Raw genomic sequence first — 12,350 nt, 5'->3', positions numbered from 1 at the left:
GCGAACTGCTTCCGTGGCGCATAGCACTGCCAGCTGAATAACACATCCCCGTCAATACGGCCCTCGCTGTACGCTTACCCGTATTGACACTTATTTATCGGTGAAAACTACGTTCCATGGTAAGCGTCAACGGAGCACCGTATTGACGCTTACCCTGATACCGGGACCTGCGGCAGAACGACGACTTCCGCCGCGCGCTGTTCTGTACGGAGGCGTTCCTGTTCAGCCTGCAGCGGAGGCTGTGCCACGGCCCGTCAGGCCTCTGTCAGCTCCACGGTCAGCCGCAGATCTGGCGCACGCAGGGTTCGAAGCCAGCCGGCATCCTCCAAGCGACGGCAGCAGGTTTGGCCCGTTGCCCGCTCCATCGCTGCCCGACCTTTGTGGATGGTTTCACCGGACTCCAACAACGTACAGTGCAGGGCATTAATCTACGCGGTTCTGAACTTCACCAGTTGTCAGTGGGTTCGGTGTAGAACAATAACTGACAGCTGTTCTTCTGTTTTAACAGCGATTTCCTTACCTAGTTGCGTATTTTCATGGAAGGAAATCACCGAATCGTTATTGGGTGATCTCCTTCCATGAAAATATAGTCATATATTGTTATATGCCCGGAGAAATACCGGGCATATGCGGGGATTAAATAACAGGAGATTCTGTATTTAATGGATTCAACATCCACAAATGGCTCTGTGGGACTACTTTAAATGGTTGTTTGAGGTCAGTAATGCATTTTCCCGTTTCAAAACTTAATCCGCTATTTTTACTATCCAAGAAACATAATCCAGACAGAACACTTTTGAACTGTACTGCTCCTGTTGTTGACGGTATGAGAGAAAACAGAGTTTTCTTATCTGTCGGATTACACGTCATTTTTAGCAGATTTTTTCCATCAGGAGTCCCTAAACATTGGTCTGTATTTGGGGTTCGAATCATTATCCACCCGCTTTGATCGGTAACAAGAGCTTCAGCTGGTGTTTTTACTGGTACAACTTCCCATCCAGTGATTTCTCTGCCATGCAGATCTAGTCTGTTATGGAGCATCAGGCCACTTTGGAGATTGCGGAATGTGAATAGAGAGTTATTTTCTTTTCCTAACTCATCTATCTGATTATTGACTGCTTCCTGTGATGAGGAGCATCCGGCTATTAGCAACATAGTTACAATAATTATTAATCTCTTCATTATGATAGCCTCTTTTATCGTCTGGAAACGCCAACAGGGTAATGGTCTGAAGACATCTGAGTCCTTCTGGCTCCGTATACAATTCCTGCTTGTAGCGGAAATGGTCTAAAGGCCACAGCGTTTCCTGCTACTGCATAATCTAATGTTCGTTGACTCGTTTGTGTCGGTGCAGCAGGGAAAATAATTTCTGATGCATTTCTTACAGGAACTGTAAGGTTCACCTCTAAATCATCAGGTTCGCGATTAAAATCACCAAGAATCATCCAGTTAATGGCCTGGTGGACTGGGTCTCGGCTGTCACGAAAGAAGCTATAGACTTCTTCAACAAGAGCGGGAGCGTCATTGTTTCGCGTAGCTATCGCATGTGCAGTGAAAAATGCATCATTGCCAATCCGTATGCCAAGCAATGGCCGCCCACCTTGCCTTACCGGGCGAAGAACAAACACTTCATCGGCCTGCCGATTGCTAACCAGAGCAAGATTGACCCTTCCACCAAAGGCATCAACAGCAGAAAAATATATATATACTTGCTGTGGTCTGCTATTTGTAGACAAGTTCCAGATAAGCTCCCGGACAGGAATGCCTGGGGAAGGAATAACTCTACCTGTATCTACAGCCGTTGATGGCGGAGAACCTGCCTCCTGCACAGCTAAAATATCTACGGCATTTTCACCAGAAATTAATTGTCGGACATTTATATTCCATTTACTTTCAGTAGTGGCGGATGCGCCCTGAAGGTTCCAGGTCGCAACGCGAAAATCAGTTAAATCCGCCTGAGCGTAAAACGATAAAAATACTATCAGAGATATAATATATTTTTTCATTGTTCGCCTCCTGCTGAATGCCTATCTGGTTCTATTGGTAGTGGTGGAAATGGGCGTATTTCTGGCTTAACAATAGTGGCTAGAGCTGGCCTTAATGGTTCGCTTATGGACCACATAAATTCGAAGTTTCTCTCTCCACTTGATGGGCAACGCTCCATTGTTAATGTTGTTGCGTACGGAGATGATGGTGTTCTTTCTAAAAAATTAGCTCTGATGCATAAACCTGTAGACAACGATTTTAACTGGTAATTACCATTGCGTGTTACCATCGGCTGGAAGTCGAAGCGATCTGGTCCAAACTGGCAAGGTGCAGTAGATAGTTGCACACCTCCTTTAAACCCCGGGAAGCTTGTCATACAAGTACCAACGTCTACATTGCGGAACTGTATCGTATTTGGTCTGGTTCCGGGCATAATCTGCCAATTGCGTAGTTCTCCAAATGAATTGGAGTCGCTGATATAATAAGCCCATAATGATGAACCAGCTCCGCGGCTCCACATTGTTAGAACTGAGCCATCCATGTTCATCAAAGATACTGCGGGTGCTGTACCTGGTACCGGGATAGGGATTGGTGCATTTGTGGGAAGTGCTGGTCCAGCCCCGGGTAATGGAAGTCCAGGCTCATCTGGAGAAGGAATTGTTGGTCCTCCCTCTACTTGAGGAGGGAAAACTTTGGGGTCAAGATGAGCTCTATTTTTTCTTGACGAACAACCATTTAATAGAATTGGAATAAGAATGCCTACTATCAAAATAGATGTGCATTTATTAGTCATTATTACCGTCCTGTTTATATTAAAGATAGTAAAAATCAAAAAATAAAATAATTACATTAGTGAATCTCCTCTGAACTGGTGTCTTAGCTGTTTGGTTTTAACTGGACGTTTTATAGTGAATGTTTTAAATATATTTTTCTGCGGTTACATTTGAGATTGTGTATTAACTTATAAAGCAAAATAAAAACATGCAACTAAAATGCTTTTATTTTAAAAATGAAAATGATAAGTGCTGTGCTTTTATTTAATTCTATTGTTCGTTATTTAGTTGCTTTTGCAATGTACAAACTTACAGTAAGTGCAAAAGTTATTGATATAAATATATATTTACAAATGATGAGCTACAGGTCAATTGTCAGTTCTTATTTATGTGAACTTGATAATGATTGGTTAATGATGTTGTTGTGACTGAGTAAATTACGTGTGAGTGACTCAGTTTTTATCATTGCTTTTCTAGCTAGTTATTCCACATGAAGCGGGAGGACGAGACGGGGACAGCATTGCGCGCTGGCAGCGGTACTGATTTTATTTTTTCAGCGTCTGAGCGCAACGTGACGGCGTTTAGCCAGTCATATTCTGCATACCCACCATGCCTCCGGTCAGCAGGCCAAAGCCCTGGTTGAACACGGTGATATCCGTTGCCTCGTCCTCCCGTTGTGATAAACCCGCCGGGCATACGCTTCAGAACCCAGTGGACAATGTGACGACGTATTGCTGTCAACCACTGAATCGGAACCCCAAAGGGGCCCCCACGATTCAGAAGTTGACAATTCACTTTTTTGGCATCGCCAGTACTTCCCAGTTCGGTTCTTGAAGAACATCTCAGAGAAAATATGCGGTACTGGGAGTTGATACTCCACCGAATACGATTTGCTGAATATCCGTGGACTCAGCGAAAGCGGTATTGGCTGAATGAAGGTAGTTCACATCATTTTGCTGCTGCCCGTTATCAGGCATGCCGTCTGGGAATTGCTGTTCCGCTTACGGGCAGGTTGAGTCGTTACTCGATATAGCTGTCCCTAGACACATGGCGGATGTCAAAGTAACTGGTATCGACATCCGTATCCGGTAACGGCTGCAGATGTTCCTGCTCCAGCTCAAAGCGCTGTTCCGACGTTTATTTGAACTGGTGAAGCTCCCGTTGTCAGCCACATCGGCTATGCATTGTTCCAGTTGTTGATTGACATGAGTGAAGCTGTCGAGCCTGCAGTACGGGACAAAAAAACTCTCTGTGAGATATATTTCATCATCTGCTCGACCTTACCTCTGATTCTGGCCCTGCCGCGAACGGTAGCCCCGTGGCAGGAAGTCACAGTAGTCGGCCAGCAACAGGAATCCTGTGTTAAACACGACTTTCCCGTTGTTATTCTTCAACACAACTGCCTTCGGGTTATCAACCAGCCCTATTTTCACACTGACACCGAAGTAGCGGAAGGTGCGAACCAGAGATTCTTAGGTGTGCCCAGCATCCTGTTTTGGTGCGGCGAAGACATGGAAGCGGCGGGAGAACCTCAGCGTATAAACCGCAAAGTTAACTTTGCACCAGAGCCCGGTAACCTCCACCTCCACCTCAACTTCGCCTCAGTCATGCTGGAGCTGGTATCCTAGCTTTCTCCTTTCAGTTCGAACATATATCCTCAATGGATCAACCGGTCTGCGCCGCCATTGTCTCATCCACGATGATGCTGCCCCACATGCTGAACTGAATGATTACTAGTTACTCAGAACATTACTGAAAAATTGAGGTAACAATGTAACAACCTGCTCCTCCATCAACTTTTTATGTTGTACCTGAATTTTTCGCGCCAACTCACCTTTTGGCCCATTCGTTTGTCTTTATTGGATGAGGAGCCAAATATATAAAATGCAGACCTTTTCTACCCTCTGGCGCTAACAAAACAGCACAAGAGGGTAAAAGTCACAATAGACAATAATTTTCCGAATCAAAAATCTTTTGAAAAAACATGCAATACTGATATATTGGAGTTTTCTACATTTAAAGAATAACTCTCAGATAAGGATTTTACGATAACATTACCATCTACTCTTACCAATATAGTCACCGATGTACCAAAGCCTTTTTCTGGTATGTTATCAAGAAAGTAAGGAAAAGTAGAAACATTGTCGCGAGAAATAGTAATCTTACTACCTATTTTTTGTTCAGATGATGAGTACGTTATTAAAGACTCATCAAAACTTTCCGCCAGATAATTTACCAAAAAATCATTATTCATTACTCCCTCTACGCGCGGCATTGGATTATTTGTAAGTAATTCAAAAACTTCTACAGCTTTTTTTACCCCTGTTGTACTTGTAAAACCAGCTAAAGGTATTGTTGTACCTGTATGTACCTTATAAAGGTATCCTCCTTTTCGAGCAACAATTGTTGTACAACCGCTCAAATTTCCGCTTGTAATGATTACCGGTTTACCTTCCTGCACTTCTTCAAGTGCTATTTTTATACCATTTGCCCCTCGAGCAGAATTTGATACACGAATGATGCTTGTTTCATTAGTGAGATTATACTTCTTCCAATAAGTTGAGCCGAGCGAGGATGCGTCTGATAGAATTTCTCCAGTATAGGTGTTCAATGTGGGAATACCATTCAACCCCACTGTACTATTATAGAAATATTGATCATAGCCAAAGTCATCAAACCGGTTTTTTTTGATGTAGAAAAAGACAGGTTGTTGCTCATCAGCATTAGCAGATTCAAAATACGGATAAATCGCACGCTGACGTGTTGATGAAATACTCCCCCTCCCTTTAAATATATCAATATTACCACGATTTAATTTCTGTAAGTTAAGCCTTGATGTACTTTCGATATTTTCTTTAAAATATCTCAGAGATAACAACTTGTGTATAATTGATATATTAGGTGGAGTTGATGGCTCAGGGAAATTAAATCTCCTGTCAACCACAGCCAGTACTTCTACTGGAGCCTCATCAGGAATTGCCCAGTGATTAACATGCGAAACGTTATTATTGTTTATATATTTCACTTGCACTTTTATGACTACAAGAAAATGTCGTCTGCTTGCCGCATCTGCACTGTTAATATTTGAAGTATATTCAGTAAAACCTAAACTCGACTGTGGGCCTTGCCCCAACAAAATCTCATGCAATTCTTCGGTGCTTCCTCCTGCCGTATGATAACGGGCAATATTCCACGCTTCTTCTTCAGTTGTTCCTCGCATCAAGGTTACAAGTCTCTCCCCAAAGTCTCCAGCTCTTTTAACGTAATTAACAATCTCCATTTCTGGCGTTGGTTGCGGTAGTTTTGGGGTCGAATTAGGATATAAAAGAGAGCTATCATCATTAATAAATGATAACGAAGACCCCGGTACTGCAGAATATGGTTCATCTTTGAAAAATATAGGGAGTTTGAGACTTTCAAAATCGAACGATTGCCCCCCCTTAAGCCCACCACCTCGAGTCCAGAAAATTTTATCATTGTATTCGGTACGATAAATTCTTCTGGATGAAATTTCATATCCTGTTTCAATGTCAACTTCATAGTAGATGCCGCTCAGAGAATTCCCTTTTACAGCGACGATTTTATTATCTTCATCACTAAGCTTTACAATATTGACATGCTGCCCAGAACCTTTAAGCTCAACTTCTAATACTTTAGTTTCTGATATACTATTTTTATTAATTCCATATTCCTCCAAAAACATATCGATATTTGTTTCATTCAGAGTCCTGATCTCATGCTTTGTATATCTACTAAGTATCTTCTGGTTTGTGCCCGCCTTACTAATCAAAAACGGAATTGCAAAAGATAACCCAAGCAATGCTGCATTTGTGGCTAAACCAGGGATAGCAGAACGACGTTCTTCATAAGTATCACCATTAATTAACTGATCAAAACTGATCCCCATACTGGAAGCAATAATCCCCAGTCCAAGCGTAACAGACACCTCCGGAATTGCGACATCAAATATAGGAGTCATTGATAAAATAGTCTGAAGTATGGTCAGTGCATAATCTCGTTGAGCCTCACTGTTTGATTTTATAACGATATCACCATCACTAAAACTACGTTTCTTGACAGAAAATGCTACGGCATCGAAAACATCTTTATTATTAATCCTTTTATTGGAGTACAGAAAGTAAGATTCATTAAAAACGCCATCATTTTCTATTGCATTGAGCACTGAATTTACACCCGCATAAGTAATTCCATCTTGACGACTATATAACGAAAAATGCTGGGATAGTAACTGTTTATTGTCGTTCTCTTTAATTAGATTTTTAAGACTAATTCGTAAATCAGCAATATTTTTTTCGAATAAAAAAGGTTTTTTTGCGCCAGGAATAAAAAGCATTACCCGTTCATTGTTCTTGGCCACAAACATATCAGAGGAGTAATACCCATAGATATCAAAGAAGAATAATGATATATTATCTCTACGATTCAATGCGCTAATAGAGAAATTATATTCATCTTCATCAATTTCTCCGTTTTTATAAAGATATAAAGCTGAGGAAATATAATAATTTTTTAGTAACAACTTAAATTTATCATAGTATTTCGACCAATAATCTGACAGAAATCGACCATAAATACCTGAAAAATCACACCCTTTCAAAAAATAAAGGTATTCTGAAGGAAGCATTTTCTCTTCATTTTTTTCGTTAAACATATCTGCACTGCTTGTTTTATAGATTCCCGCACTTGCATTTGCATCATCAAAAACATCAAAATGATAGCCAATATTAATAAGTGCGGCTTGAGTGAGTGTCAGTACTCCTGTTTTATATTTTCCAAGATGATCCCATCCGGTGTAAGATCTACTATTACTCCGACTTTGAGAAAATCGTATAAAATAAGTGTTATCAGGATCCACTTGACTAAACCAAGGTAAGTCTGTTTTGAAACAACGCCTAATGTAATCGCTAACTACTCTTTCTGGCGAAGGGAAATTTGATACCAACTCATTGTACTCAAGAAGATATTTTTGTTGCCATTGAACGTTCATAATATCACTAAATCCTCAGTCAAACTCAATATTTTACTACACCTTGCTACCATATCTAATCATTAAGCTAAAGCAATTTTTAAGGGAGCATTTATTATACGCATTGTGATCTTACACACGTAATATGGACACCGCCCTAAGCGAGGTTCTGGTTATCAAATTGTTCAGAACTAAGACCGCCACACCAACTGTGCCGTCGCCAACGATTGTAATCACATTCGATATAATTAAACACTGTTGCTCGCATTGTTTCCCGGCTAATAAAGTGTTCTCCGTGGATACATTCCACGTTCAGCGAATGAAAGAGGCTTTCCACGCAGGCATTATCGTAACAGCAGCCCTTTGCGCTCATACTGCTCATTAGATTATGCCGCTTCAGCAAAGTCTGATAATCTAATGAGCAATACTGGCCTCCACGGTCCGTGTGAACGATAACGTTCCATGATCTCCTACGCCGCCACTGCACCATCTGCAAGGCATCGCAGGCCAGTTGCACCGTCATGCGTGGCAACATTGACCAGCCAATAACGACACGTGACCACAGGTCAATGATCACTGCCAGATACAGCCAGCCTTTATCCGTACGTAGTAGAGTAAGAGGCAGAACGTAGTCGGACTAATTCCCTGCCTCTCCTCCCCGAACCAGACGGGCACCTTTCAGCGCATCCGGCTCTCCGTTTAAACGCTGGCGAACGCCATTGCCACTTCAGAGTAACGCGATATATATGTGTTTCTGGTTTCCGTCCTCAGGTAAGGGTTACCTTCTGGCAGACGCCAGCGGAACCGCTTCTTGCCTTGCCCGCCAACAGGTACAGGATTTCGCCACTGAGCTTGCCGTGGTTGGTTTTGCCAAATAAAACTCACGTTTTACTCTGACCCGATTTCGGTGATTTACACCACCACCTCATCATGTAGGCAATACCTTTACGATATTTTCGGGCCAGCCAGTGAGCCTGCTTCCAGAATACCACTCGGTCGATATAACTGAATACTTTGGCCTTAAAATCAACGAACTGATAGAACGCAGCCCAGCCTTTCAGTTTCTGGTTGAATATATCAACCATATCGATTTTGCTTTCACTGTAATTACCTGATAACAAAGCCGTCGTTTACATGGGTGATTCTGGTCTTGTCCATGTTCAGCCTGAGCTTCAGGCTGTCTTCGAGCCCCCCAGCATTCTTCCCTGATGGCTTTCGCCTGTGCTTTGGTACCCTTGACGATAAGCACGAAGTCATCGACATAGCGACAATAAGCAACGGCAGGTTTCCATTGCCAGTTTTCTTTGACAGCAGTACTTCGGCCTCGCTGGATACTGTGATTCCTGTACCAGCGCTCCTTTCTGGCTTTTCCACTCAGATAGCGCTTATTCAGATACTGGTCGAACTCATTCAGCATGATGTTCGACAGCAACGGCGAGATCACACAGCCCTGTAGCACACCTTCACAGGTCTCCCGGAAGAGACCGACATCAACATGCACGGCCTTGATGGTTTTCCACTGTAAGCTCATAAAGCGTGCGTCACTGCTCCTGCGGCGGAGCGCTTTCATCAGCAGCCGGTGATGTAATGTGCCGAAGTAGCTGGACAGGTCACCTTCAATAATCCAGCGCCCCCGTGTTTCCCCGCAGTCGGTGAGCTGTAATTTCACCGTGCAGATCGCGTTATGGACTCTGCGTTCAGACCGGAAGCCATACGAGAGCGTATGAACATCACTCTTCCATATCGGCTCCATCACCATCAGCATGGCCCGCTGAACAATACCGCATCGCTGGGATACCCAGTGGTCGCAATTTGCCGTTGCTTTTCGGGATATAACCCCATCTGGCTGGCATAGGCTGGTAGTGACCAAAGATAAGTTCTTCGCTGAGCCTTTGCAGCTCAGCAGACCGTCCGGCCTGTAGCTTTGCTGTGTTCACACCCTCAACACAGGGAGAGTGTGCTCCCTTTGACGAAAACGTGAGCCGCGCCGCTTCAGCCAGCCCTTCTGATTGTGTTATCAGACGCAGCAGTTGTGAAATCCGTCTGGATGGATCTTGACCGCCCATGTGGCAAGCTTGCGTTGCATTTCGCTGACCTGCACCAATATTATCAAGGTTAGGTAAATTCTGTAACTTATTACCAACACCGTTCAGGTGCTTTGTATTGGATAATACACTTCCCAGCTTATTGAGTTGTTGAGAAAATGAGTTAACATTATTATTAAGGCTGGCAGCTGTGTCCACGAGTTGGTTGATTAGCTCAATACTCGCTTTTGCCAGTTCAGAAGAACTGACATTGCTACCAGATTTTTGTTTCTTTATCAGTTCGTCTATTTTCATTGAGGAAAGTGCAGTACCCAGAAAATTTTGAAACGTTGACAGTACACTGCCTGTCTTTCCTAAGTTATCACCTATATTTTCAGCACTGCCGCCTAATTTATTACCCGCTTTTTGATACTTTTGCAGTAATTTGTCTAATTGTGGTGCAAAGATAGTCACTCCCCGTTCGGTGAGGCCAATGAGTTTCTCTGCTGTGCCGAATACCTGTTTAGTAATCGCCGTGCCATTCTTTTCATCATACTGGACTTCAATTCCCAGTTCATCTGCCGTCCTGACAAGGTCATTAAGGCTTGAACCCTGTCCTTTATAATCTTTAGGGATAAGTAAAATGAGTCTGTTTCCCGCATTGCGGGTTTGCTCTGCTGCTTTTTTTAATGCATCTTTCGTGCTTTGTCCTGCTGAATGCAATTTATTTGCAGCGGATTGCTTTGCAGACTGCAGTGTGCTTTTAATTTATGTAGTGGTTATTGTTGGCATTTAATTACCTCTTAACCTGTTAATGAAAAATTGAAATCTGACTTGTTTTTTACTTCAGTTATTAACTCGTGGTGATATTGTTTAAAAATTTTATTCGCTAACTGTTTATCAATTTTACCTCCATGAAATTCTGATACTTTACCAACATGAGTTTTGGGATCCACCCTGATGGCTCTGAATAGTTCATCAGGGAATTTTTTTTCGCATATATTTGTACAGGGCACCGTTATCCCCGAAAGGAGCAATCCAGTCAATGAACCATTTACGATCACCTGAAGTCCAGTCTTCTGCGACTAATGAGGTAACATCATTAAGATATTTAATTTCATTTTCTAAACTTAAATTAGCCCAACTACAATATGCAACAGGGTAATTATCCTGGGTTAATAAAGCATATTGGTTAGCCCGTATTGCAGGTAATACATTTATTGCAAACAAAGAGACTGGCCAGTTTCTGTGTAGTAGGGAACTGGCCCAGAGCCAAGATACATGCCCAAGAACCTCTAATGGATTGTTCATAATAAGCTCACTATAAATTAAATTATATTCTTAAATAAGTAAAACAGAGTCTGTGAGAGAACGATAATAAGCCTTAAGCTTTTAAATATGTTTCTTGCATTTAATTTCATAACGTATATTCGCATTCATTGCGGTAGCAGGCTTAAAAAAGCAAACAAAAATGCTTACATATGCTTGTTTTTTATGCTTGATCTATATAAACCATGCATATTGCATTCTCTTCAATATGCATATTCTAAAGAACAGATATTTTTTCTTTATCATACACCTAAGAGTATAGTTACTCATATATATAGCTTCCTTGCCCAGAACCAATCAGGCGTCAATAATGGTTTCTTGCCGAATGATGACATGTGAGTTGTCATGTGAACCTCTCTTCTTTATCTGTCCCTGTCAGATAAAGGTTTGGATTAATCAGGTCATACCAGTCAATGCCCTTCTTCTGACGTCAGATAATGATTCAGAGTGTTTATCTTATACACTACGTTCCCAGCACGCAAAAGAAGGCGACTGCATTGGAGGATGTGCAAGTATACTATAAAATATGAGTCACAATTATGTAATACGCACAAAAATGTTGTAGCCATGATTTAATTTCATCCGACTTCAACAATGTCTCATCAATAAGCATGCTACCGCCCTTCCGGAAATTACCAGTATCAACCGGGACCAGAATCCTGTGTAACAGATCAATCCAACCAGAGACGACCTTAATTCTGAACATTATAGAATAATGATCTGTAAATGTTCAATATGGCGGACATATCTATTGCTTTAGTGAAGCAGGTTAGCGCATCACACCAAAAGATATTATAAAAACAATTTATCCTGAAATTTATCACTAAATTCAACATAAAACACCAGGAAATAATAACAAAAACCAACAAAAACATAGTCAATTAGCGCAGTAATAATTTTCAAGTTATTAAATTTATAACATGGAGAATTTTAACGAAAACTGATCGAAACAAATCAGACCTGTTAACCAGTCCAGTCGGTTTTATGATTTTACTCAGTATACTTTTAGACTGGCTCCCTGAATCTCCAGATAACCAATATCATTTAAATAATACTAGTCGGTAGTAGAGGCACTGCAGGCCCCTTGAAATACCTGACTGTGGATGTATCTTAAAATAAGAGACAGGCTTGAATATATGTCTAACACTAACGCTAATCAGATGTGGAAGTTCACTAGACTGGCCCCCTGAATCTCCAGACAACCAATATCACTTATTTAAGTGATAGTCTTAATACTAGTTTTTAGACTAG

5 protein-coding genes and 8 pseudogenes are annotated in these 12,350 nt (G+C 41.7%); 2 read left to right on the top strand and 11 right to left on the bottom strand.

Annotation, left to right across the window (positions count from 1 at the left end; all coding sequences use genetic code 11):
- Nucleotides 1-152: 152 nt before the first annotated feature.
- The 5 genes and pseudogenes from BEB54_RS29080 to cdtA form a co-directional block, all read right to left on the bottom strand.
- Nucleotides 153-341: pseudogene (locus BEB54_RS29080) on the bottom strand (hypothetical protein); the annotation flags it as partial.
- 15 nt (nt 342-356) lie between these two features.
- Nucleotides 357-527 (bottom strand): annotated as a pseudogene (locus BEB54_RS26830) (IS110 family transposase); the annotation flags it as partial.
- Nucleotides 528-636: 109 nt separating this feature from the next.
- Nucleotides 637-1,182 carry a cytolethal distending toxin type III subunit CdtC gene (gene cdtC / locus BEB54_RS26825; RefSeq protein WP_000825549.1) on the bottom strand — a complete coding sequence of 182 codons (546 nt, stop codon included), beginning with the start codon at nt 1,180-1,182 and terminating at the stop codon, nt 637-639.
- A gap of 14 nt (nt 1,183-1,196) precedes the next feature.
- Nucleotides 1,197-2,006, bottom strand: coding sequence for a cytolethal distending toxin type III/V nuclease subunit CdtB (cdtB, locus tag BEB54_RS26820; protein ID WP_000759934.1), 810 nt, complete (start codon nt 2,004-2,006; stop codon nt 1,197-1,199).
- Complete coding sequence (gene cdtA / locus BEB54_RS26815; protein ID WP_000182209.1) at nt 2,003-2,779, bottom strand: cytolethal distending toxin type III subunit CdtA; 777 nt, start codon at nt 2,777-2,779, stop codon at nt 2,003-2,005. Before cdtA ends, cdtB begins: the two co-directional genes overlap by 4 nt.
- 573 nt (nt 2,780-3,352) lie before the next feature.
- Between cdtA and BEB54_RS29575 the strand changes: the two are divergent.
- Nucleotides 3,353-3,491: pseudogene (locus BEB54_RS29575) on the top strand (post-segregation killing protein PndC); the annotation flags it as partial.
- A 121-nt stretch (nt 3,492-3,612) separates the two neighbouring features.
- Nucleotides 3,613-3,792 carry a DUF6685 family protein gene (locus BEB54_RS29855; RefSeq protein WP_071998567.1) on the top strand — a complete coding sequence of 60 codons (180 nt, stop codon included), beginning with the start codon at nt 3,613-3,615 and terminating at the stop codon, nt 3,790-3,792.
- Here BEB54_RS29855 and BEB54_RS26800 read toward each other — a convergent pair.
- From BEB54_RS26800 to hlyC, 6 genes and pseudogenes are all read right to left on the bottom strand, one after another.
- Nucleotides 3,783-4,384 (bottom strand): annotated as a pseudogene (locus tag BEB54_RS26800) (hypothetical protein); the annotation flags it as partial. The gene BEB54_RS29855 and the pseudogene BEB54_RS26800 sit on opposite strands and share 10 nt — an antisense overlap.
- Nucleotides 4,385-4,722: 338 nt before the next feature.
- Nucleotides 4,723-7,767: a cytotoxic necrotizing factor CNF2 gene (cnf2, locus tag BEB54_RS26795; protein WP_032285096.1), complete on the bottom strand. Its 3,045-nt coding sequence runs from the start codon at nt 7,765-7,767 to the stop codon at nt 4,723-4,725.
- Between the two features lie 136 nt (nt 7,768-7,903).
- A pseudogene (locus BEB54_RS26790) lies at nt 7,904-8,365 on the bottom strand (IS3 family transposase); the annotation flags it as partial.
- Nucleotides 8,366-8,445: 80 nt separating this feature from the next.
- Nucleotides 8,446-9,832: pseudogene (locus tag BEB54_RS29155) on the bottom strand (reverse transcriptase domain-containing protein).
- 7 nt (nt 9,833-9,839) lie between these two features.
- Nucleotides 9,840-10,538, bottom strand: a pseudogene (locus BEB54_RS30035) (RTX toxin hemolysin A); the annotation flags it as partial.
- A gap of 35 nt (nt 10,539-10,573) precedes the next feature.
- A pseudogene (gene hlyC / locus BEB54_RS26770) lies at nt 10,574-11,081 on the bottom strand (alpha-hemolysin-activating lysine-acyltransferase HlyC).
- Nucleotides 11,082-12,350: the final 1,269 nt, after the last annotated feature.

Source organism: Escherichia sp. MOD1-EC6021 (assembly GCF_002965245.1).
Lineage (GTDB): Bacteria > Pseudomonadota > Gammaproteobacteria > Enterobacterales > Enterobacteriaceae > Escherichia > Escherichia coli_F.
The sequence above is the reverse complement of the archived record's forward strand: the minus strand, read 5'-3'. Positions and strand labels throughout refer to the sequence as shown.

Excerpts from the sequence above, each read along its gene's own strand:
- cdtC (WP_000825549.1), bottom strand. The coding sequence starts at position 1,182 with ATGAAGAGATTAATAATTATTGTAACTATGTTGCTAATAGCCGGATGC.
- cdtB (WP_000759934.1), bottom strand. The coding sequence starts at position 2,006 with ATGAAAAAATATATTATATCTCTGATAGTATTTTTATCGTTTTACGCT.
- cdtA (WP_000182209.1), bottom strand. The coding sequence starts at position 2,779 with ATGACTAATAAATGCACATCTATTTTGATAGTAGGCATTCTTATTCCA.
- BEB54_RS29855 (WP_071998567.1), top strand. The coding sequence starts at position 3,613 with ATGCGGTACTGGGAGTTGATACTCCACCGAATACGATTTGCTGAATAT.
- cnf2 (WP_032285096.1), bottom strand. The coding sequence starts at position 7,767 with ATGAACGTTCAATGGCAACAAAAATATCTTCTTGAGTACAATGAGTTG.